The organism is Streptomyces sp. NPDC015144 (assembly GCF_043079735.1).
GTDB lineage: Bacteria > Actinomycetota > Actinomycetes > Streptomycetales > Streptomycetaceae > Streptomyces.
In genome coordinates this window covers 58,089-79,222 of sequence record NZ_JBIBUU010000028.1, presented here as the reverse complement: position 1 = coordinate 79,222, position 21,134 = coordinate 58,089, and the positions used below count along the sequence as shown (strand labels likewise).

The following is a 21,134-nucleotide window of genomic DNA, read 5'->3' as shown; positions in this document are numbered from 1 at the left end:
CGGAGCGACCCTCCGCCTTGCGATCGCACGCACCGGACACCGCACGGCCCGGCCTCCGGCCGGACGACGGCAGTTTGAAGACAGGTCCTAGACCCGGAACAGTGCCCAGACCACCTTGCCGTGCGAGGTCGTCACGTTTCCCGGGACGTCCACGTCCGGCACCGGATGCCAGCCCCAGGAGTCGCTGAAGGACTCCACGAGGAAGAGGCCGCGCCCCGACTCCGCGTTGTCCGGCGCCTGGGAGGCGACCGGGCTCTCCTGGCTGTGGTCGCGCACGGCGCACACCAGGCGCGAGCTCCAGCGCATCAGATGCAGCCGCACGGGCGGGTCCTGAGGACCGTCCGGGGCGTCGTCCGTGGGCAGGGCGTGCCGCAGTGCGTTGGTGACGAGTTCGGAGACCACCAGTGCGACATCGTCAAAGCAGTCGGTGAGACCCCATCCGTTCAGCGTCGTCCGGGTGAACCGCCGCGCCCCGCCCACGGCTTCGAAGCAGGCGGGCAGTGTGCAGAGGGCCGATCCGGAGACGGCTGAGGGATCGATGGGGGGAAGGCTCCGCCTTAACGGCGCGAGCATCGTCGATCCATTCGTCCCCATGCGAGGCACTCCCGGGATTCGCGGCTGTATCGGTACTGCGGGGGGTACAGCGGCACAACACGAACGAGCACGCAGGTGCGCGAGCCCCATGGTTCCCAATGCGCTGGGCAGATGCAAGGGCAGATGCACGTGCACGCGCCTGACCTGTCCGAACCCGTGCCGGTTCTTGGTCATTTCTTCCGGTGGGTATTTTCGATCGGTTCTGGAACGCTTGCTATTTCCGTAATCGAATGAGTACGGGCTGAAGCGTTTTGGTGGCAGAATCCGGCACTTGGGGTTCACGGGGGGAGCCCCGTTGCCAGGAAGCGATGGGGAGGACCGGGGCAGTGGCGGCAGGCGAGTCGAGTGGATCGGTGGTGCGGCGCATCCTCCTGGGCTCGCAGCTCAGGAGGCTGCGCGATGCGCGCGGCATCACCCGTGAGGCGGCCGGCTACTCGATCCGGGCCTCCGAATCGAAGATCAGCCGCATGGAGTTGGGACGGGTGAGCTTCAAGGCGAGGGACGTCGAGGACCTGCTCACGCTCTACGGAGTCACGGACGAGACGGAGCGCGACGCCCTGCTCGGCCTGGCCCGGGAGGCCAACGTGGCGGGCTGGTGGCACAGTTACGGGGACGTTCTACCCGGCTGGTTTCAGACATATATCGGCCTGGAGGGGGCGGCGTCACTCATTCGGGTGTACGAAGTCCAGTTCGTCCACGGCCTGTTGCAGACCGAGGCGTACGCCCACGCGGTCGTCACCCGGGGTATGGGCGGCGCGGCACCCGCCGCCGAGATCGACCGGCGCGTGGCGCTCCGCCTCGAACGCCAGAAGGCGCTCGTCTCCGAGCGCTCCCCGCACTTCCACGCAGTACTGGACGAGGCGGCGCTGCGCCGTCCGTACGGGGACCGGGAGGTGATGCGCGGCCAGTTGCGGCATCTGATCGAAATGTCGGAACGGCCCAACGTCACTCTTCAGGTGATGCCGTTCAGTTTTGGTGGACATGCCGGGGAGAGCGGTTCCTTTACGATGCTCCGATTCCCGGAATCCGATCTGTCGGACATTGTCTATTTGGAGCAGCTGACAAGTGCGCTCTATCTGGACAAGGCCGAAGAAGTCGCGCAGTACGAAAAGGCCATCACCCGTCTCCATGAGGACAGTCCCGGCGAGGAGGAGAGCCGCGATCTGCTCCGTGGTCTGCTCCAACTGACCTGACTTGTCAGTACGATGGCGTTTCGACGGGAGTCTGCAGCTGAGTTAAGGGATCGCATGTCCTTCTTCCACGAGCTGGCCCACCAATACATCGACGGTGAGTGGCGGACCGGTACCGGATCGTGGGACATCATCGATTTCAACCCCTACAACGGGGAGAAACTCGCCGCGATCACCATCTCCACCGCGCGTGAGGTCGACGACGCCTACCGCGCCGCCGAGCGCGCGCAGCGCCCCTGGGCCGCCGCCGGCGCGTTTCGGCGCCGCGAGGTGCTGGAGCGGGCGCTGGACGTCATCGGCGGACTGCGCGAGCGGATCGCCGAGGCCATCATCGACGAGGTCGGCGGCACCCGCGCCAAGGCGGAGTACGAGATCGGCCTCGCCGAGGAGTTCCTGCGCGACGCGATCCACCGGGCCCTGCACCCGCCGGGCAGCCTCCCCTCCTCGCCGGTCGACGGCAAGGAGAACCGCCTCTACCGGCTGCCGGTCGGCGTCGTCGCGGTGATCGGCCCCTTCAACTTCCCCTTCCTGGTGGCGATGAAGTCCGTCGCCCCGGCCCTCGCGCTCGGCAACGCCGTCGTCGTCAAGCCCAACCAGAACGCCCCGATCACCGGCGGCACCCTCCTCGCGAAGGTCTTCGAGGACGCCGGGCTCCCCGCCGGGCTGCTCAACGTCCTGATCACCGACGTCGCCGAGATAGGCGACGCCTTCATCGAGCACCCGGTGCCCCGGGTCGTCTCGTTCACCGGCACGGACCGGGTCGGCCGCCGGGTCGGCGCGGTCGCGGCGGGCCACTTCAAGCGGACGATCCTCGAACTCAGCGGGAACAGCGCCCTGGTGGTGCTGGAGGACGCCGACGTCGACCACGCGGTCGCGGCGGCCGTCTTCAGCCGTTTCCTCTACCAGGGGCAGGTCTGCATGGCCGCCAACCGGATCCTGGTGGACCGCCGGATCGAGCCGGAGTTCACCGCGAAGTTCACCGCCGCCGTGGCCGCGCTCAGGACGGGCGACCCGCGCGACCCGGAGACCCGGATCGGCCCGGTCATCAACGCCTTCCACGCCGACGCCCTGACCGCCCTGGTCGACCAGGCGGTCGCCGAGGGCGCCACCGCCCTCGTCCGCGGCCGCACCCGGGGCAACCTCGTGGAGCCCACCGTGCTCACCGGCCTGCCCGCGGGCTCCCCGCTGCTCTCCCAGGAGATCTTCGGCCCGGTGGCGCTGCTCGTCCCCTTCGACGGCGAGGACGAGGCCGTCCGGATCGTCGACGACACCCCGTACGGGCTGAGCGGCGCCGTGCACACCCGGGACGTCGAGCGCGGGGTGCGGTTCGCGCGGCGGGTCAGGAGCGGGATGTTCCACGTCAACGGCTCCACCGTGCAGGACGACCCGCTGGTGGCCTTCGGCGGCGAGAAGGCGTCCGGGCTGGGGCGGCTCAACGGGGAGGCGGCGGTGGGCGCCTTCACCACCCGCCGGTGGGTCTCGGTCCAGCACGGCCGCAGCGCGTTCCCCTTCTGACCCGGGCCCGGCGGGACGTCCCGTACGGCCCGGAGAGTTGAGGACAGAAGCTGACCGCAAGGGTTCGTAACGTGATCGGTGTCAGGAAGAACCGGCACGGACCAGCAAGGCGGACCCCATGGTGACCCACGTTCCCTCCGAAGCGCCCGGCGACGAGCGCGGCATGCTCCTCTCCTTCGCCGAGGCCCAGCGCGGCGCTCTGCGGCGCTCGCTGCTCGGGCTGACCCCGGAGCAGGCCGCGAGCCGCCCCAGCGCCAGCGCGCTCTCGCTCTCCGGGCTCGTCAAGCACGTCGCCGAGACCGAGCTGAACTGGCTGCGGATGGCCCAGCAGCGGCCCAACGAGAAGGCCAGGACCGAGGCCACCTGGGCGGACTCCTTCCGGCTCGTCGGCGACGAGACCATCGAGGGTGTCCTGACGTTCTGGGACGGCGTCGTGGCCGAGCTGGAGGAGTTCATCCGCGAGGTGCCCGATCTGGGGGACACCTTCCCGCTGCCCGAGGCGCCGTGGTTCCCGAAGGAGGGACGGGTCTCGATGCGCTGGCTGCTGGCCCACCTCGTCGAGGAGCACGCCCGGCACGCCGGGCACGCCGACATCATCCGCGAGTCGCTGGACGGCCGGACCGCTTTCGAGCTGGTCGCCGAGGAGAAGGGTTACTCTGGTCAAAGTTGATCAGAGAGGGTGCGTGCGATGTCCGCGATCCGGCTGCTGGTCCTCTGCGCCGTGCGCCGGCACGGCCGGGCGCACGGCTACCAGATCCGCAACGACCTGGAGTTCTGGGGCGCCCACGAGTGGTCCAACGCCAAGCCCGGGTCGATCTACCACGCACTGAAGCAGATGGCCGGGCAGGGGCTGCTGGTCGCCCACGAGACGGAGCCGAGCACCGTCGGCGGCCCGCCCCGCACGGAGTACGGGATCACCGCGCGCGGCGACGCGGAGTACTTCGCCCTGCTGCGCTCCGCGCTGACCTCGTACGACCAGAAGCCGGACGTGCTGACGGCGGCCCTGGGCGGGATCGTGGACCTCGGGCGGTCCGAGGCGGTCGCGCTGCTCAGGGAGCGGATCGCGGGGCTGGCGGCCTGGCGGGCCGCGGTCACCGAGCACTACGTACCGCAGGACGGGCCCGGGTCGGTCGGCCACATCGGCGAGATCATGAACCTCTGGATCCACTCGGCGGATGCCGGGGCCGAGTGGACGCGCGGCCTGATCGCCCGCATCGAGGGCGGGGCGTACACCTTCGCGGGCGAGGGCGAGATCTTCACCGGCATCCTCGCCGAGGGGCAGGAGAACCCGTACGCGACCGGCGTCCCGCACCCCGGCGACGAGGATTAGGGCCTTTCGTTTGGATCACGCCGGGTTCGCGTGCCCCGGCACGCACGCTGATCCGGCCTGATCCAAACGAAGGGCCCTGGACGCCCTGCTCCGTCCTCAGTGGTGGAAGGAGGTCGCCGCCGGTCGGTCGGCGCTCAGCGGGTGCGGCTGGCGGCGCAGCTCGGGCAGGAGCAGCCGGATGTCCTCCAGCAGCAGTTCGGCGAGGTCCGAGGAGAAGCCGTTGCGGCAGACCACCCGCAGCACCGACAGGTCCTCCCGGTTGGCGGGGAAGGTGTACGCGGGCACCCGCCAGCCCTGCTCGCGCAGCCGCCGCGACAGGTCGAAGACGTCGTACGCCGTCACGTCCGGCGCGGTGGTGAGCGCGAAGACGGGCAGCTGGTCGCCGAGGGTGAGGAGGCGGAAGTCGTCCATCTCCCCGAGCTGTTTCGCGAGCCCGCACGCCACGTCCCGGGACGCCTGCTGGACGGCCCGGTAGCCCTCCCGGCCCAGCCGCAGGAAGGAGTAGTACTGCGCCACCACCTGGGCGCCCGGCCGGGAGAAGTTCAGCGCGAAGGTCGGCATGTCGCCGCCCAGGTAGTTGACCCGGAACACCAGCTCCTCGGGGAGTTCGGCGGGCGAGCGCCACAGCACCCAGCCGACGCCCGGGTAGACCAGGCCGTACTTGTGGCCGGAGGTGTTGATGGAGGCGACCCGGGCCAGCCGGAAGTCCCACTCCAGCTCCTCGTCCAGGAATGGCGCCACCATCGCCCCGGACGCCCCGTCGACATGGACGGGGATGTCGAGGCCGGTGCGTTCCTGGAGGGCGTCCAGCGCGGCGCACAGCTCGGCGATCGGCTCGTAGGAGCCGTCGAAGGTGGAGCCGAGGATGCCGACGACGCCGATGGTGTTCTCGTCGCAGAGTTCCGCCGCGGCCTGCGGGTCGAGGTGGAAGCGGTCGCCCTCCATCGGGACCTGGCGCGCCTCGATCTCCCAGAAGTTGCAGAACTTGTCCCAGCAGACCTGGACGTTGACGCCCATGACCAGATTGGGCCGGGCGGTCGCCGGATAGCGGTCGGCGTTGCGTCGCGCCCAGCGGCGTTTGAGCGCCAGCCCGGCGAGCATGCACGCCTCGCTGGAGCCGGTGGTCGAGCAGCCGACGGCGGACGCGGGGTCGGGGGCGTTCCAGAGGTCGGCGAGCATCGCCACGCACCGCCGTTCCAGCTCGGCGGTGCGGGGGTACTCGTCCTTGTCGATCATGTTCTTGTCGCGGCACTCGGCCATCAGCACCCCGGCCTGCGGCTCCATCCAGGTGGTGACGAAGGTGGCGAGGTTGAGCCGGGAGTTGCCGTCGAGCATCAGCTCGTCGTGGACCAGTTTGTACGCGGTCGACGGTGGCATCGGCCCGTCGGGCAGCCGGTGCCGGGGCGGCGCCGACTCCATCCCGGCGGCGGGGTCGGCCTCCCCGTAGAACGGGTTGAGGGCGAGTCTGCTGCGGGCCGGGGACGGTTCCGCGTCCCGGGGCGAACCTTTGTGGAGCGGCATGGAGGGCAGCCCTTCTGGTCGGCGTCGGCGTCGGCCTGCGGACGGGTCAGCCCCTGTCGGCCAGGCCGTCCTTGATGGCCCGGGCGAACTTCACGACCCGCTCGGCCTGGACCCGGGCGGCGGTCAGGGTCTGGTCGCCGACCGGGATGTCGCCCTGTCCGGCCACGTGCGAGGTGCCGTACGGGTTGCCGTCGACGAACTTGGACGGGTCCGTGTAGCCGGGGGAGACGAGGATGCCGCCGAAGTGGTGGATGGAGTTGTAGAGGGCGAGCAGGGTCGACTCCTGGCCGCCGTGGGGGGTGCTGGTGGCGGTGAAGCCGCTGTAGACCTTGTCGGCGAGGTGGCCGGCCTGCCAGAGCCTGCCGAGGGTGTCGATGAACTGCTTCAGCTGCGAGGTGACGTTGCCGAAGCGGGTCGGCGACCCGAAGATCACCGCGTCCGCCCAGACCATGTCGTCGGGCGTGGCCACGGGGATGTCGGCGGTGGCCTTCGCGTTGGCCGCCCAGGCCGGGTTGGAGTCGATCGCCGCCTGCGGGGCCAGTTCGGCGGCCTTGCGCAGCCGTACCTCGGCCCCGGCCTTCTCCGCGTACTCCGCGACGGCCTTGGCGATCGTGGCGACGGTTCCGGTCGACGAGTAGTAGATGACGGCGACGTTGACGGGCGTGGGCATGGCGAAGACCTCCGACGGATCGGTACAGGAGGGGCGAATGCATCCGGATGCGACGATACGGAAGGTCCGGGGATCCGTCGCGCCGGGCGCGGCGCCTCACCTCAGCGGCGTACCGTCCTCGGCGAGCTGCATCTGCGGCCGCCCGGTCACCAGCAGCCAGGCGGGCAGCGAGGCCACGCAGAGGATCGGCAGCACCGCCGCGTCCCCGGCCAGCACCGCCGCGGTGAACAGGCTCAGCCAGCCCTGCCGGGTGACGGCCAGCAGCACCCCCAGCACCCCGCAGGTCACCGCCAGGGCCACCGGCACCGCCCCGACCAGGGCGTGGGCGCACAGCCCCAGCGCGGCGCCCACGAAGACGGCCGGGAAGATCCGCCCGCCCCGGAAGCCGCAGCTCGCCGCCGTCAGCAGGGCGGCCGCCTTCACCACGGCCATGACGGCGAACTGCCCGGCCGACCAGCCGCTGGGGTCGGCGGCCAGCTCCCGCACCTCGTCGAGCCCCTTGAACAGCGTCAGCCGCCCGCCCAGCGCCCCCAGCAGCCCGAGCAGCAGCCCGCCCGCGGTCAGTGCCAGAACGGTGCCCCACGAGGGGAGCGAGCGGAGGAACCGGAAGAACCGGTGGACGTACGGGAACGCGTACACCGCCAGCATCCCGAGCACCGCCCCCGCCGACGCGATCACCGCCGAGGAGATCAGGTCGCCCCAGTGCGGGCGGTCGTAGGGCGGCAGCGAAAGATCGAAGCTGGGGTGGGCCAGCAGCGTCATGGTCAGCGCCCCGGCGGTCCCCGCGGCGAGCGGGGCGAAGAGGCGGTCCCAGAGCGCGCCGGGGCCGGGCCGGGAGGTGAGGGTCTCGGTCAGGATCAGCGCGGCGGCGACGGGGGTGCCGAAGAGGGCCCCGATGGTTCCGGCGGCGGCCAGGGCGAGCCACTGCCCGGCCGGGGTGCCGGGCAGGAGCCGGCCGCCGAGCCAGCAGGCCAGCGCGATGTTGGCGGCGGTGATCGGGTTCTCCGGGCCGAGGCTGACCCCGCCGGCCAGGGTGAGCACCGTGACGACCAGCAGCCCCGGGACCACCAGGGGCGGCAGCGGCGGGTCGACCAGCCCGGTGGTCGCCGGATCGGGGCCCGCGTGGCCGGGCACCACCCGGATCAGCACCCCGGTCACCAGTCCGCACCCGGTGAGCACGGCGACCGTCCAGAGCACGGAGTGGCGGCCCACGGAGAGCGCGTCGGGAAGCGTCTCCCAGAGCACGTCCTGGAACCGCTCGGCGAGCAGGCTGACGCCCAGCAGGACGAGCGCGCTCAGCACCCCGACGGCCAGTGCGGGCACGATGGCGGGGAGCAGGCGCCGTGCGGTGGAGGGGGCCGCGGGGGCGAGGGATTCGGTGGCCACCGGCCCACGATAGAGGCGCAAAAGCCGCGTAACGCCATGAACCGCGCCGGGTGAGGGGAACGGGCTTGCACCTCACGTCGCGTCAGGACCGAGGCTCGGGACGTACCCGATCGCAGAAGGGAGCGGGGCAGCCATGGAGTACTCCGTGGGACAGGTCGCCGGATTCGCCGGGGTGACGGTGCGCACGCTGCACCACTACGACGGCATCGGACTGCTCTCGCCCACCGGGCGCAGCCGGGCCGGGCACCGCCGCTACGGCGACGACGACCTCGACCGGCTCCAGCAGATCCTGTTCTACCGGGAGCTGGGCTTCCCGCTCGACGAGATCGCGGTACTGCTCGACGATCCGGGTGCGGACCCGCAGCAGCATCTGCACCGCCAGCACCGACTGCTGACCGAGCGGATCGCCGAGCTCCGGAAGATGGCCGAGGCCGTCGAGAAGACGATGGAGGCGCGGAAGATGGGCATCAACCTCACGCCCGAGGAGAAGTTCGAGGTCTTCGGGGACAAGGACCCCGAGGCGCACGCGGAGGAGGCCGAGCGGCGCTGGGGCGGCACCGCCGCGTACGCCGAGTCGCAGCGCCGGGCCGCCCGGTACACCAAGGACGACTGGAAGCGGATGAAGGCCGAGGTCGACGAGTGGACCGCTGCCTACGTGGCCCTGATGGAGGCCGGTGAACCGGCCACGGGCGAGCGCGCCATGGACCTGGCCGAGGCCCACCGGCACCACGTCACCGGCTGGTTCCACGAGTGCGGCGTCGAGATGCACCGCGGCCTCGCCGAGATGTACGTCTCCGACCCGAGGTTCCGCGCGTTCTACGACGGGATGCGGCCGGGCCTGGCCGAGCACCTGCGGGACGCGATCATGGCCAATGCCCGGCGTATCGAGGACGGCGCCCAGGGGTGAGGCGCCCCGGGAGTGAGGCGTCGCGGGGCGGGCACCGTCCGCGCCCGCCCCGGCGGCGCCCCGCTCACTCCTTGCCGATCACGGCCGCCGTACCGTAGGCGCACACCTCCGTGCCCACGTCGGCGGCCTCGGTCACGTCGAAGCGCATCATCAGCACCGCGTTGGCGCCGCGGGCCCGCGCCTGCTCGACGAGCCGTTCCATCGCCTGGTTGCGGGTCGCCACCAGGGTCTTGGTCAGCCCCTTCAACTCGCCGCCGATCATCGACTTGAGCCCGGCGCCGATCTGGCTGCCCAGGTGACGGGACCGCACGGTCAGGCCGAACACCTCGCCGATCACCTGCGTCACCCGGTACCCCGGTACGTCGTTCGTCGTGACGACCAGGACGTCCGACTGGCCCGTCTGTCCGCCGCCGTATTCCTCAATGCCCATCGTCCGGCACCTCCTGGAGGACAGCTTTGCCCGGCTTGTTGTGATGCGCACCCCGGGTGGAGCGGTGCGCCGCTCGCCGCGGGGCATCTGGAACCCGGCGGTGTCATCGTGCGTTGATAGCTTTGGGCGGCCACGCCGCCGCAGCGGCCGCGCAGCCGCACCTCGACGACCTATTCCAGGAGCCCGGACCCTTGAACACGCTTGCGCTCGGACCGAGCTGGCTGGACCCGGACTATCTGATCAACACCTTCGGACTTCCCGGCGTCCTCCTCATCGTCTTCGCCGAGTCCGGACTGCTGATCGGTTTCTTCCTCCCCGGCGACTCGCTCCTGTTCACCACGGGCCTCCTGGTGACCACGGGCCAGCTGAAGACCCCGCTCTGGCTGGTCTGCCTGCTGGTGGCGCTGGCGGCGATCATCGGTGACCAGGTGGGCTACCTCTTCGGCCGCAAGGTCGGCCCCTCGCTCTTCAAGCGCCCCGACTCCCGCCTCTTCAAGCAGGAGAACGTGGAGAAGGCCCACGACTTCTTCGAGAAGTACGGTCCCAAGTCGCTGATCTTGGCCCGCTTCGTGCCCGTGGTCCGTACGTTCACGCCGATCATCGCCGGTGTGAGCCGGATGAACTACCGCTCGTTCATCATCTTCAACATCATCGGCGGCATCCTCTGGGGTGTCGGCGTCACCCTGCTCGGCTCCGCCCTCGGCAAGATCGACTTCGTCCACGAGAACATCGAGGCGATGCTCATCCTGATCGTGCTCATCTCGGTGGTGCCGATCGCGATCGAGTTCCTGCGGGCCCGCTCCAAGTCGAAGAAGGAAGCGGCCGCGGCCGACGCCGAGGGCGCCCCGGCCCAGCCGCAGCCCCAGCGCGGCCGCCACGCCAAGCGCTGAGACCGCTCCTCGGGAACGGGGTCCTCCGGGGCGGGGGTCAGAAGCCGCGCGTCCGCTTGGCCGCGCGGCGCCCCGCCCCGCCGACCGCACCCGGCACCCGCATGAACAGCCGGGAGATCTCGCCCCCCAGGTTCACCCCGATCGCGATGGCCAGCGCGGTGGCCACCGCCGTCGACAGCGAGGCCAGCCCCGTGTTCACCCGCCCCTGGGCCACGGCCAGCAGACCGAAGTAGGTGGCCGAACCGGGCAGCAGCGGCCCGATCGCCGCCGTGATGAACGGCAGCGACGACGTCGACCGGTAGCGCGAGAACATCTGCCCGAACAGCCCCACCAGCCCGGCCGCCGTCGCCGTGGCCGCCACCGGCGAGATGCCGCCGGTCCGGGCCATCGCCCCGTAGACCACCCAGGCCACCGCGCCGTTCAGCGTCACCGCCAGCACCGTGGACCGGTCCTGCTGCAGCAGGATCGCGAAGGCGAAGCAGAGCGCCATCGACGCCAGGATCTGCACCACCGGCCGGTCGTGCGGCACGAACCGGGCCTCCGGATTCAGCTCGGCACCCAGCTGGAGCCCCAGGTACAGCGCCAGCAGCACCCCGAGGACGATCCCGATGAAGAGGTACATCACCTCCAGCAGCCGGGCCGCCGCGGTGATGTAGAAACCGGTCAGCCCGTCCTGCACCCCCGCCACCAGCGCCCGCCCCGGCAGCAGCGCGAACAGCCCACCGGTGATCACCGCGGACGGGCGCACGTCCGACCAGTGGGTGAGCGTCAGCGCCACCCCCAGCGCGGCCGGCGGCATTGCCGCCACCACGAACTGGTAGAACTCCGGCAGCCCCCGCCCGGCGCACAGCCAGGCGAGCCGGTCGCCGAGCATCGCGCCGAGCGCCGCCACCAGGAACACCACCACACCACCGCCGACCAGCACCGACGCCGCCCCGGCGAGCCCGCCCCCGGCCAGCGTCAGCACCCAGCCCGAGTACGGGTGCCGATTGCGCCGGATCTCCGCCAGGCGCCGGTAGGCGTCCTCCAGAGAGACCTCGACGTCCTCCGTGGTGATGTCGTCTATCAGCCGGAAGACGGCGGCCAACCGGGTGTAGTCGGTACCCCGGCGGCGCACCGTACGGCTCGCCGTCACCGGATCGTCGACCAGTGACGGCTGGTACGAGATCGACAGCAGGGTGAAGGTGACCGTGGGCTCCGAGCGGTCCAGGCCGTAGCTGCGGGTCACCGCGAACATGGCCGCCTCGACGTCCTCGGCACCCTCGCCGCCCGCCAGCAGCAGCTCCCCGATGCGCAGCGTCAGGTCGAGCACCCGGGGCACCGCCGGACCCGTCTCGTCGTCCTTCTGCGCCTGTTCCGGCGCCGGGCGCTCGGCGACCGGCATCCGCAGCATCGTGCGCATCCGGTCCTGCCAGGGCGCCTCCTGGCTCAGCCGGATCATCGGACTGCCGTGCGCCGGAGTGAACGCCGGCGGCGAGTGCTGCGCCCGGTACGTGCTCGGCGGGGCGAAGGCGGAACCGATCGTGTCCGAGCCCGACTCGGACCCGGAAGCGGAACCTGGACCCGAGCCCGTGGACTCGTTCACGAACCCCGCCGGAATGGCGAATTCCGAGGTCGGGTGGTCGTCCTCGGCCGGGGCCGGGCGCCGCTCCACCCCGGCCGGCGGGGCGAAGGCGCTGCGCGCCTCGTCGGACTGGGGCTTCTGGTCCTCGGGACCGCCCTGTTCCGCCACCACTGGACCTCGCTCCTCGCCGTACCGGCTCTGCCTGAGCCCAGTATGGCCACCGCCCCCCGCCGGGGCGGGAAGCGGGCCGGGGCGGACACGCGAAACGGGCGGCACCCCGCCGGAGATGTCCGGAAGAAGTACCGCCCGCCCCTGCGGAACCACCGAAGCGGAACCGCTCACGACCCTCGGGTCAGTGCGCGCCGCCCTGCGCCTCGAGACGCTTGTAGGACGCCTCGATCTCGGCCTCGGCCTCGGCGCGGCCGACCCAGTCGGCACCCTCGACGGACTTGCCCGGCTCCAGGTCCTTGTAGACCTCGAAGAAGTGCTGGATCTCCAGGCGGTCGAACTCCGACACGTGGTGGATGTCGCGCAGGTGCTCCACCCGGGGGTCGGAGGCCGGCACGCACAGCAGCTTGTCGTCGCCGCCGGCCTCGTCCGTCATCCGGAACATGCCGATGGCGCGGCACTTGATGAGGCAGCCGGGGAAGGTCGGCTCGTCCAGCAGGACCAGCGCGTCCAGCGGGTCGCCGTCCTCGCCGAGGGTGTTCTCGACGAAGCCGTAGTCCGCCGGGTAGCTGGTCGAGGTGAAGAGTCGACGGTCCAGGCGGATCCGACCGGTCTCGTGGTCCACCTCGTACTTGTTCCGCGAACCCTTCGGGATCTCGATGGTGACGTCGAACTCCACGGGTGGCTCCTCCATGATCAACACATACGACTGGTGATTAAGTGTCCCCCACGCAGATGTGTGCTCGCGAAAGGGGCTGGTCAACGGTGGACGAGCCGGTGAAGAGACCGTCGGTCGATCCGCTGGACAAGCTGATCCGGCTCACCCGACGGGGCGGGGCGGTCAGGTTGACGCGACTGAACGACCGGCAGTTCACCGCCGTCTCCGCCGGCCTCGGTCTGGTGCTCGCGGCCGGCGTCGTCCTTGCCGCCGGCCCGTGGGACTCGGGTCAGCGTAAGGCCGAGGCGGACCGGGCGGTCGCGTGGAGCCAAACAGGTGGCGCAGATCACGGGAGCGCCGAGGTATCCGGCCCGAAACCCGCTCCCAGCGCCCCGCCCGTCCTCACGGCACTGACCGCCACCGCGGGCAACTCCGCCCCCGGCTCCCGCACCGCGCCCGACGCCGCCGCGCTCCGCGCCGCGCTCGGACCGCTGCTGAAGGACCCCGCCCTGGGCGACCGGCGCGCCGCCGTCGTCATCGACACGGCGAGCGGCGAGCGGCTGTACGGGAAGGGCGCCGGCACGCCCATGACCCCCGCGTCCACCGTCAAGATCGCCACCACGGTCGCCGCCCTGAGCGCCCTGGGCCCCGAGCACCGCATCGCCACCACCGTCCGGGCCACCGCGGACCACCGCACCCTCACCCTGGTCGGCGGCGGCGACCCCACCCTCGACCGGGCCGCCCTGCGCGCCCTGGCCACCACCACCGCCCGCACCCTCAAGCAGAACGGCGTCACCAGGGCCCGCCTGACGTACGACACCTCCCGCTACTCCGGCCCGGCCCGGCACCCGATCGGCCCCAACGAGAACCTCGCCCCCCTCAGCGCCCTGATGACCGACGAGGGCCGCCTCGACGACAGCGACAGCGGCCCCGCCCCGCGCACCGACGACCCGGCCGGCGACACCGCCCGCACCTTCGCGAAACTCCTCCACGACGCGGGCGTCACCACCGCCGCCCCCAAGCCCGGCCGCGCCCCCGCCGCGTCCCGCGAGGTCGCCGAGCACCGCTCGGCCCCCCTCTCCGACCTGGTCGAACGCGCCCTGACCAACAGCGACAACGACATCGCCGAGGCCCTCGCCCGGCAGACCGCCCTCGCCTCCGGCGAACCCGCCGACTTCGCCGGCTCCCGACGCGCCGTCACCGCCCGCCTCCAGAAACTCCGGCTGCCGCTGACCGGCGCCGTCCTCGCCGACGGCAGCGGACTCGACCGCGACGACCGGGTCACCGCCGGACTGCTCGCCGGCCTCCTCGCCCGCGCCGCCGACCCGGACCACCCCGAACTCCGCCCCGTCCTCACCGGCCTCCCCGTCGCCGGATTCACCGGAACGCTCAGCGACCGCTACACCGGCAAGACCCGGGGCCCCGGCCTGATCCGCGCCAAGACCGGCACCCTCACCGGCGTGAACACCCTCGCCGGAACGGTCGTCGACCGCCGGGGACGGCTGCTCGCCTTCGCCTTCCTGGCCTCCGGCACCACCTCCCCGACCGACGCCCAGAACGCCCTCGACCGACTCGCCTCCGCCCTGGGCGACGCCTGATCCGAGCCGTCCGACACCTCACCGCGGACGGACCCGAGCACGTACGGTTGACGCATGACGAGCATCGGTGGAGCCGAGATGGTCGACTGGAACCTCGCGGTCGCGACCGCGACCCGGCTGGTGCGCCCGGGGCCGGAGATCAGCCGCGAGGAGGCCCGCGCGGTCGTCGCCGAGCTCCGCCGCCACGCCAAGGCGTCGGAGGAGCACGTCCGTTCCTTCACCCGGATGATCCCGGAGGGGGCCGAGCCGGAGGACACCCCGGTCCTGGTCGTGGACCGGGCGGGCTGGATCAGGGCCAACGTGGCGGGCTTCCGCGAGCTGCTCCGCCCGCTGCTGGGCAAGATGAGCGAACGCCGCCCGTCCGGCCCCGGCGGCGCGGTCATCGGCGCCGTCGGCGGCAAGGTCACCGGCGTCGAGGTCGGCATGCTGCTGTCGTTCCTGGCCTCCCGCGTCCTCGGCCAGTACGAGACCTTCGCCCCGGCCACCCGCGAACTCCCCGCCGGGACCGACGGCGGCGGCCGGCTGCTGCTCGTCGCCCCCAACATCGTGCACGTCGAGCGCGAACTGGAGGTCGACCCGCACGACTTCCGGCTCTGGGTCGCCCTCCACGAGGAGACCCACCGCACCCAGTTCACCGGCGTCCCCTGGCTCCGCGACCACCTCCAGGGCGAGATCCAGTCATTCCTCGACGAGACCGACGTCGACCCGGCGACCCTGCTGGAACGGCTCCGCGAGGCCGCCCAGACCCTCGCCGGCGGCCGCCCCGAGGGCGAGGACGGCGAGGACGACGGCCGCAGCCTCGTCGAACTCGTCCAGACCCCCGGCCAGCGCGAGATCCTCGGCCGCCTCACCGCCGTGATGTCCCTGCTCGAAGGCCACGCCGACTACGTGATGGACGGCGTCGGCCCCGAGGTCGTCTCCTCCGTCGCCGAGATCCGCGAGAAGTTCCAGCAGCGCCGGGCGCGCGGCGCGGGCCGCCTCGACCAGGCCCTGCGCCGACTCCTCGGCCTCGACGCCAAGCTCCGCCAGTACCGCGACGGCGAACGGTTCGTCCGCGCCGTCGTCGACGAGGTCGGCATGGACGGCTTCAACCGGGTCTGGACCTCGCCGAACACCCTGCCCACCAAGGCGGAGATCGGGAAACCGGCGGACTGGATCGCACGGGTGCACCGCAAGGCGGAATCCTGACCACCACCGGCGCGACGACGGGGGGACAGCGAGCGAACGCGCGGGTAATCACCCATCCGAGGGACCGTTGGCGCAGGGAAAGGCGTGCAATGCTCGATGGACGGCCTGCCTCTGTCACCATCGACGCACTCTGAGTGACGGCACAATCCCGTCCGCCACTTCGAGGCGCCTCCCCGAACTCCACGAAGGGCACCGGACATGGGTCCTCATCCCGCGGTCGCGGCGATACGCCTGGCGGTCCGCCGCGTACTCCACGACGTACTCACCGAACACACCCGGAGCGCCGACCCCGACCGGCGCACCCCGCACCCCGAGCTCGCCGAAGCCGGTGCGGGCAGACAGCGCCCCACCCTCCCCGAACGCCCCGACACCCCGCTGGTGCTGGTGGCCTGTTCCGGCGGCGCCGACTCCATGGCGCTCGCCTCCGCCCTCGCCTTCGAGGCCCCCAAACTCTCCGTCCGCGCCGGCGGCATCACCGTCGACCACGGCCTCCAGGCCGGCTCCGACACCCGGGCCGCCGAGGTCGCCGAACGCCTCACCGCCCTGCGCCTCGACCCGGTCGAGGCCGTCGCCGTGCGCGTCGGCCACGACGGCGGACCCGAGGCCGCCGCCCGCGAAGCCCGCTACGCCGCCCTCGACGCCGCCGCCGAGCGGCACGGCGCCGCCGCCGTCCTCCTCGGACACACCCGCGACGACCAGGCGGAGACCGTCCTCCTCGGCCTCGCCCGCGGCTCCGGCATCCGCTCGCTCTCCGGCATGGCCGCCGCCTCCGGACCGGCCGGCCGCTACCGCCGCCCCTTCCTCCAGCTCGACCGCCAGACCGCCCGCACGGCCTGCCTGGCCCAGTCCCTGCCCGTCTGGGACGACCCGCACAACACCGACCCCGCCTACACCCGCTCCCGGCTCCGCCACGAGGGACTGCCCGCCCTGGAGAAGGCGCTCGGCAAGGGCGTCGTCGAGGCCCTGGCCCGCACCGCCCAGCTCTCCCGCGACGACGCCGACGCGCTGGACACCTGGGCCGCCGAGGCCGACCGCGCCGTACGCGACGAGGCGGGCCGCCTGGAATGCGCCAAGCTCTACGCACTGCCGCCCGCGGTACGCCGCCGGGTGCTGCGCCGGGCCGTGATGGAGGCCGGCTCCCCGGCCGGTTCGCTCTTCGCCCGGCACATCGAGGAGGTCGACCGTCTGATCACCGGCTGGCGCGGCCAACGAGCCATCAACCTGCCCGGACGCGTCGAGGCCATGCGCCAGGGTGGCAGACTGGTCATTCGGCAGAGCTGAATCACCAGCGGCCGACACGCAGGAGAGCGGCCGCGCCGGAGCGGGGCGGCACCCCCGTACCGGCAGGCACAGAAAGAGACCCGGGTGAACGAGAAGGACATGGGCACCGACCTCCAGGCGGTGCTCCTCACCAAGGAAGAGATCGACGCGAAGCTCGTCGAGCTGGCCGCGAAGATCGACGCGGAGTACGCGGGCAAGGACCTGCTCATCGTCGGCGTCCTCAAGGGCGCGGTGATGGTGATGGCGGACCTGGCGCGCGCGCTGTCCACCCCCGTCACCATGGACTGGATGGCCGTCTCGTCGTACGGGGCGGGCACCCAGTCCTCCGGCGTGGTCCGGATCCTCAAGGACCTGGACACCGACATCAAGGGCAGGCACGTCCTGATCGTCGAGGACATCATCGACTCCGGCCTGACCCTGTCGTGGCTGATGTCGAACCTCGGCTCGCGCGAGCCCGCCTCCCTGGAGATCTGCACCCTGCTGCGGAAGCCGGACGCGGCCAAGGTCGCGCTCGACTGCAAATGGGTCGGTTTCGACATCCCCAACGAATTCGTCGTCGGCTACGGGCTCGACTACGCCGAGAAGTACCGCAACCTGCCCTTCGTCGGCACGCTCGCCCCGCACGTCTACGGCGGCTGACCTCCCCCGGACCCCTCCGCCCGGCCCCCGGGCCTCCGGCACCGCCGGAACCGGCGGGCCGGGAACCTTTCACCGGATTCCCGCCGTTGGGCCTTCGGAGGCGGGTTTTGACGGACGTCCCCGGCAGCCGCGGGTGACAATGCTGGGGTACCGTCCGAAGAACAGTCTTTTCTCACAGCAGCATTTACCTACGGGCAGGAGGGACGGGGCGGATTCGCCCCGTATGGATGGACGTGAAGCGATACTTCCGTGGGCCGGTCATGTGGATCGTGCTGGCCGTCCTCGCCGTGGTCGTGTTGATGACAGTCGTCGGCTCGTCGGGCGGCTACAAATCGGTGGACACCGGCCAGGTGATCCAGGCGATCAGCAAGGACCAGGTGGCGCAGGCCAAACTGACCACCGGTGACGAACAGACCATCAAGATCGAGCTGAAGAAGGGCGCCAAGCTCCCGGACGAGTCCGGCACCAAGTTCCAGGCGAGCTACATCGGCGACCAGGGCGTCCAGCTCGCCGACACGCTGCAGAAGAAGTTCGAGAGCGGCTCGATCGACAAGGGCTACACGGTCTCGCCGTCGAAGCAGTCGCCGTTCATCTCGATCCTGCTCTCGCTGCTGCCCTTCGTCCTCATCGTGGTCGTCTTCCTGTTCCTGATGAACCAGATGCAGGGCGGCGGCTCCCGGGTCATGCAGTTCGGCAAGTCCAAGGCCAAGCTGATCACCAAGGACACGCCGAAGACGACGTTCGCCGACGTCGCGGGCTCGGACGAGGCGGTCGAGGAGCTCCAGGAGATCAAGGAGTTCCTCCAGGAGCCGGCGAAGTTCCAGGCCGTCGGCGCGAAGATCCCCAAGGGCGTCCTGCTCTACGGCCCTCCCGGTACGGGCAAGACGCTGCTCGCGCGGGCCGTGGCCGGCGAGGCGGGCGTGCCGTTCTACTCGATCTCCGGTTCCGACTTCGTCGAGATGTTCGTCGGTGTCGGCGCCAGCCGGGTCCGCGACCTCTTCGAGCAGGCCAAGGCGAACGCCCCGGCGATCGTCTTCGTCGACGAGATCGACGCCGTCGGCCGCCACCGCGGCGCCGGCATGGGCGGCGGCCACGACGAGCGCGAGCAGACGCTCAACCAGCTGCTCGTCGAGATGGACGGCTTCGACGTGAAGGGCGGCGTCATCCTGATCGCCGCCACGAACCGGCCGGACATCCTCGACCCGGCGCTGCTGCGCCCGGGCCGTTTCGACCGGCAGATCGCGGTCGACCGGCCGGACATGCAGGGCCGTCTGGAGATCCTCAAGGTCCACCAGAAGGGCAAGCCGGTCGCGAAGGACGTCGACCTCGGCGCCGTCGCCCGCCGCACCCCCGGCTTCACCGGTGCCGACCTGTCGAACGTGCTCAACGAGGCGGCGCTCCTCACGGCGCGCAGCAACCAGAAGCTGATCGACAACAAGATGCTCGACGAGGCCATCGACCGCGTCGTGGCGGGCCCGCAGAAGCGGACCCGGATCATGTCCGAGAAGGAGAAGAAGATCACCGCGTACCACGAGGGCGGACACGCCCTGGTCGCGGCGGCCTCTCCCCAGGCGGACCCGGTCCACAAGATCACGATCCTCTCCCGCGGCCGCGCCCTCGGTTACACGATGGTGCTCCCGGAGGAGGACAAGTACTCCACGACGCGCAACGAGATGCTCGACCAGCTGGCGTACATGCTGGGCGGGCGCGCGGCCGAGGAGCTGGTCTTCCACGACCCGACCACCGGCGCTGCCAACGACATCGAGAAGGCCACCGCCACGGCCCGCGCGATGGTCACGCAGTACGGCATGACGGAGCGGCTCGGCGCGATCAAGTTCGGCGGCGACAACACCGAGCCCTTCGTGGGCCGGGAGATGGGCCACCAGCGCGACTACTCGGAAGAGGTCGCGGCGCTCGTCGACGAAGAGGTCAAGAAGCTCATCGAGACCGCCCACAACGACGCGTGGGAGATCCTGGTCGAGAACCGGGACGTGCTGGACAACCTCGTTCTCCAGCTCCTGGAGAAGGAGACGCTGGGCAAGGAGGAGATCGCCGAGATCTTCGCCCCGATCGTGAAGCGCCCGGCCCGCCCGGCGTGGACCGGTTCCGCCCGGCGTACGCCGTCCACCCGCCCGCCGGTGCTCTCGCCCAAGGAGCTCGCGCTCACCAACGGCGCCACCACGGCGAACGGTACGGCCGTCCCCACGGACACCGCCCCGGCCACCGAGGCGGTCCCGGAGGACCGGCCCGAGAGCTGAACCCCGTTCCCCGGTGTGGCCCCTTTCACGGGGGTCCCCCCGGGCCCGGAATGGAAGCCGCGCCCCCACAGGTTCTAGCCTGAGGGGGCGCGGCTATTTCGTACGTCCGTGCGGGGGTATGCGCGGGTGACAGTTCAGAGGAACGAGGCACAGATGACCGACCCGGTGACGCTGGACGGCCAGGGTTCGATCGGCGAGTTCGACGAGAAGAGGGCCGAGGCGGCAGTCCGCGAGCTCCTCATCGCCGTGGGCGAGGACCCGGACCGCGAGGGCCTCCGGGAGACCCCGGCGCGGGTGGCGCGGGCGTACAAGGAGATCTTCGCGGGGCTTCACCAGGAGCCCGAGGACGTGCTGACGACCACGTTCGACCTCGGTCACGACGAGATGGTGCTGGTCAAGGACATCGAAGTATTCAGCACCTGTGAACATCATCTGGTGCCGTTCAGGGGGGTCGCGCACGTCGGGTACATTCCGGCGACCAGTGGAAAGATCACCGGTCTCTCCAAGCTGGCCCGGCTGGTGGACGTCTACGCCAGGCGCCCGCAGGTGCAGGAGCGGCTCACCACACAGATCGCCGAGTCCCTGATGGAGATCCTGGAGCCGCGCGGGGTCATCGTCGTCATCGAGTGCGAGCACATGTGCATGTCGATGCGGGGCATCCGCAAACCCGGCGCCAAGACGCTGACCTCGGCGGTCCGCGGACAGTTGCGCGATTCCGCGACGCGGGCCGAGGCGATGAGCCTGATCATGGCGCGCTGAGCCCGGGCGGCCGTGCGACTGACGGGCCCGCGCAGACGGGGGCCCCGGTCCGAGGGAACGGCCTACGCGGTCGCCGAGGTCTTGTTCCCGTCCTCGTCGTCGGGGAGCTTGCAGATGCGCTCCAGCCAGAGGGCCGCGGCGATCACGGCGATTCCGGCGAGGACGGCGAAGCCGGCGTAGATCGCCTGGTCGCGGCGGGCGGGCTGGTCGAGGTGGCCGAGGAGGAAGACGCCGGTGCCGCCGTACATGCCGGAGACCAGGGCGACGACCAGGGCGCTGGCCTGGGCGAAGACCAGCGCGCGGGCCGCCATCAGCGGCTCGATGCCCTTGGCCCCCGGCCGGCGCTCGCGCTGGGCGCGCAGCCGGGAGCGGAGGGAGAACGCCGTCGCCAGCAGGACGACGGCGATCACCGCGAGGACGATCGGGGCGGCGAGGGGCACGCTCGGCAGGCTGCCCAGGGCGTCCCAGAGGCGGGCACCGCCCCAGGAGAGCACCCCGGCCGCGGCGAAGAGGCCGGCCAGTACCCCGAGCCTGAGTTGCTTCACCGCGTGATCCACCCTTCGCCGCCCGCGCGGCCCCTGTCGCCGG

20 protein-coding genes are annotated in these 21,134 nt (G+C 71.4%); 12 read left to right on the top strand and 8 right to left on the bottom strand.

What is annotated here, in order from left to right; translation table 11 throughout:
* Positions 1–87: 87 nt before the first annotated feature.
* Positions 88–594: an ATP-binding protein gene (locus ACF08W_RS32530; RefSeq protein ID WP_352275567.1), complete on the bottom strand. Its 507-nt coding sequence runs from the start codon at positions 592–594 to the stop codon at positions 88–90.
* Between the two features lie 308 nt (positions 595–902).
* Here ACF08W_RS32530 and ACF08W_RS32525 point away from each other — a divergent pair, with 308 nt between their 5' ends.
* The 4 genes from ACF08W_RS32525 (at position 903) to ACF08W_RS32510 (ending at position 4,629) form a co-directional block, all read left to right on the top strand.
* Positions 903–1,787: a helix-turn-helix domain-containing protein gene (locus ACF08W_RS32525; protein ID WP_385203744.1), complete on the top strand. Its 885-nt coding sequence runs from the start codon at positions 903–905 to the stop codon at positions 1,785–1,787.
* A gap of 54 nt (positions 1,788–1,841) precedes the next feature.
* Entirely contained in the window at positions 1,842–3,299 is a 1,458-nt protein-coding gene (locus ACF08W_RS32520) for an aldehyde dehydrogenase family protein (protein WP_392281496.1), read from the top strand.
* Between the two features lie 118 nt (positions 3,300–3,417).
* Positions 3,418–3,969 (top strand): DinB family protein, encoded by a 552-nt coding sequence (locus ACF08W_RS32515; RefSeq protein ID WP_392281495.1) that lies wholly within the window; start codon positions 3,418–3,420, stop codon positions 3,967–3,969.
* Between the two features lie 18 nt (positions 3,970–3,987).
* The gene (locus ACF08W_RS32510) at positions 3,988–4,629 is read left to right on the top strand and encodes a PadR family transcriptional regulator (protein ID WP_385203753.1); all 642 of its coding nucleotides are present in this window, start codon (positions 3,988–3,990) and stop codon (positions 4,627–4,629) included.
* A gap of 96 nt (positions 4,630–4,725) precedes the next feature.
* Here ACF08W_RS32510 and ACF08W_RS32505 read toward each other — a convergent pair whose 3' ends face one another.
* The 3 genes from ACF08W_RS32505 to ACF08W_RS32495 all read right to left on the bottom strand — a co-directional run bounded on the left by ACF08W_RS32505 (position 4,726) and on the right by ACF08W_RS32495 (position 8,206).
* Complete coding sequence (locus tag ACF08W_RS32505) at positions 4,726–6,150, bottom strand: glutamate decarboxylase (RefSeq protein ID WP_385203755.1); 1,425 nt, start codon at positions 6,148–6,150, stop codon at positions 4,726–4,728.
* A gap of 46 nt (positions 6,151–6,196) precedes the next feature.
* Positions 6,197–6,820, bottom strand: coding sequence for an NAD(P)H:quinone oxidoreductase (gene wrbA / locus ACF08W_RS32500; RefSeq protein WP_392281494.1), 624 nt, complete (start codon positions 6,818–6,820; stop codon positions 6,197–6,199).
* A gap of 96 nt (positions 6,821–6,916) precedes the next feature.
* Positions 6,917–8,206 carry an ion channel protein gene (locus ACF08W_RS32495; RefSeq protein WP_392281493.1) on the bottom strand — a complete coding sequence of 430 codons (1,290 nt, stop codon included), beginning with the start codon at positions 8,204–8,206 and terminating at the stop codon, positions 6,917–6,919.
* A 133-nt stretch (positions 8,207–8,339) separates the two neighbouring features.
* Between ACF08W_RS32495 and ACF08W_RS32490 the strand changes: the two genes are divergently transcribed.
* On the top strand, positions 8,340–9,113 hold the full coding sequence (locus tag ACF08W_RS32490) for a MerR family transcriptional regulator (protein WP_385203763.1): 774 nt from the start codon (positions 8,340–8,342) through the stop codon (positions 9,111–9,113).
* 64 nt (positions 9,114–9,177) lie between these two features.
* Here ACF08W_RS32490 and ACF08W_RS32485 read toward each other — a convergent pair whose 3' ends face one another.
* Positions 9,178–9,543, bottom strand: coding sequence for a YbjQ family protein (locus ACF08W_RS32485; RefSeq protein ID WP_352275553.1), 366 nt, complete (start codon positions 9,541–9,543; stop codon positions 9,178–9,180).
* Between the two features lie 191 nt (positions 9,544–9,734).
* On the opposite strand from ACF08W_RS32485, the gene ACF08W_RS32480 reads away from it, so the two are divergent.
* Positions 9,735–10,433: a VTT domain-containing protein gene (locus tag ACF08W_RS32480; protein ID WP_352275552.1), complete on the top strand. Its 699-nt coding sequence runs from the start codon at positions 9,735–9,737 to the stop codon at positions 10,431–10,433.
* 37 nt (positions 10,434–10,470) lie between these two features.
* On the opposite strand, the gene ACF08W_RS32475 is transcribed toward ACF08W_RS32480, so the two are convergent.
* Positions 10,471–12,168 (bottom strand): threonine/serine exporter ThrE family protein, encoded by a 1,698-nt coding sequence (locus ACF08W_RS32475; RefSeq protein ID WP_392281492.1) that lies wholly within the window; start codon positions 12,166–12,168, stop codon positions 10,471–10,473.
* A gap of 181 nt (positions 12,169–12,349) precedes the next feature.
* Entirely contained in the window at positions 12,350–12,844 is a 495-nt protein-coding gene (locus ACF08W_RS32470; RefSeq protein ID WP_351518875.1) for an inorganic diphosphatase, read from the bottom strand.
* Between the two features lie 86 nt (positions 12,845–12,930).
* Between ACF08W_RS32470 and dacB the strand changes: the two genes are divergently transcribed.
* The 6 genes from dacB to folE all read left to right on the top strand — a co-directional run bounded on the left by dacB (position 12,931) and on the right by folE (position 20,546).
* Positions 12,931–14,421, top strand: a complete 1,491-nt coding sequence (dacB, locus tag ACF08W_RS32465) for a D-alanyl-D-alanine carboxypeptidase/D-alanyl-D-alanine-endopeptidase (protein ID WP_392281491.1) — start codon at positions 12,931–12,933, stop codon at positions 14,419–14,421.
* 54 nt (positions 14,422–14,475) lie between these two features.
* On the top strand, positions 14,476–15,609 hold the full coding sequence (locus ACF08W_RS32460; protein WP_352275549.1) for a zinc-dependent metalloprotease: 1,134 nt from the start codon (positions 14,476–14,478) through the stop codon (positions 15,607–15,609).
* Positions 15,610–15,807: 198 nt separating this feature from the next.
* Positions 15,808–16,890: a tRNA lysidine(34) synthetase TilS gene (gene tilS, locus ACF08W_RS32455; RefSeq protein ID WP_352275548.1), complete on the top strand. Its 1,083-nt coding sequence runs from the start codon at positions 15,808–15,810 to the stop codon at positions 16,888–16,890.
* A 99-nt stretch (positions 16,891–16,989) separates the two neighbouring features.
* Positions 16,990–17,529, top strand: coding sequence for a hypoxanthine phosphoribosyltransferase (gene hpt, locus ACF08W_RS32450; RefSeq protein WP_352275807.1), 540 nt, complete (start codon positions 16,990–16,992; stop codon positions 17,527–17,529).
* Positions 17,530–17,756: 227 nt separating this feature from the next.
* Complete coding sequence (gene ftsH / locus ACF08W_RS32445) at positions 17,757–19,787, top strand: ATP-dependent zinc metalloprotease FtsH (protein ID WP_352275547.1); 2,031 nt, start codon at positions 17,757–17,759, stop codon at positions 19,785–19,787.
* A 153-nt stretch (positions 19,788–19,940) separates the two neighbouring features.
* Positions 19,941–20,546, top strand: coding sequence for a GTP cyclohydrolase I FolE (folE, locus tag ACF08W_RS32440; RefSeq protein ID WP_366298690.1), 606 nt, complete (start codon positions 19,941–19,943; stop codon positions 20,544–20,546).
* A 62-nt stretch (positions 20,547–20,608) separates the two neighbouring features.
* Here the strand turns inward: folE and ACF08W_RS32435 are convergent, their stop codons facing one another.
* On the bottom strand, positions 20,609–21,091 hold the full coding sequence (locus tag ACF08W_RS32435) for a DUF3180 domain-containing protein (protein WP_352275543.1): 483 nt from the start codon (positions 21,089–21,091) through the stop codon (positions 20,609–20,611).
* Positions 21,092–21,134 lie beyond the last annotated feature (43 nt).

Bases quoted from the DNA above. Each gene is read 5' to 3' on its own strand.
- ACF08W_RS32530 (WP_352275567.1), bottom strand. From the start codon at position 594: ATGGGGACGAATGGATCGACGATGCTCGCGCCGTTAAGGCGGAGCCTT.
- ACF08W_RS32525 (WP_385203744.1), top strand. From the start codon at position 903: ATGGGGAGGACCGGGGCAGTGGCGGCAGGCGAGTCGAGTGGATCGGTG.
- ACF08W_RS32520 (WP_392281496.1), top strand. From the start codon at position 1,842: ATGTCCTTCTTCCACGAGCTGGCCCACCAATACATCGACGGTGAGTGG.
- ACF08W_RS32515 (WP_392281495.1), top strand. From the start codon at position 3,418: ATGGTGACCCACGTTCCCTCCGAAGCGCCCGGCGACGAGCGCGGCATG.
- ACF08W_RS32510 (WP_385203753.1), top strand. From the start codon at position 3,988: ATGTCCGCGATCCGGCTGCTGGTCCTCTGCGCCGTGCGCCGGCACGGC.
- ACF08W_RS32505 (WP_385203755.1), bottom strand. From the start codon at position 6,150: ATGCCGCTCCACAAAGGTTCGCCCCGGGACGCGGAACCGTCCCCGGCC.
- wrbA (WP_392281494.1), bottom strand. From the start codon at position 6,820: ATGCCCACGCCCGTCAACGTCGCCGTCATCTACTACTCGTCGACCGGA.
- ACF08W_RS32490 (WP_385203763.1), top strand. From the start codon at position 8,340: ATGGAGTACTCCGTGGGACAGGTCGCCGGATTCGCCGGGGTGACGGTG.
- ACF08W_RS32485 (WP_352275553.1), bottom strand. From the start codon at position 9,543: ATGGGCATTGAGGAATACGGCGGCGGACAGACGGGCCAGTCGGACGTC.
- ACF08W_RS32460 (WP_352275549.1), top strand. From the start codon at position 14,476: ATGACGAGCATCGGTGGAGCCGAGATGGTCGACTGGAACCTCGCGGTC.
- tilS (WP_352275548.1), top strand. From the start codon at position 15,808: ATGGGTCCTCATCCCGCGGTCGCGGCGATACGCCTGGCGGTCCGCCGC.
- hpt (WP_352275807.1), top strand. From the start codon at position 16,990: ATGGGCACCGACCTCCAGGCGGTGCTCCTCACCAAGGAAGAGATCGAC.
- ftsH (WP_352275547.1), top strand. From the start codon at position 17,757: ATGGACGTGAAGCGATACTTCCGTGGGCCGGTCATGTGGATCGTGCTG.
- folE (WP_366298690.1), top strand. From the start codon at position 19,941: ATGACCGACCCGGTGACGCTGGACGGCCAGGGTTCGATCGGCGAGTTC.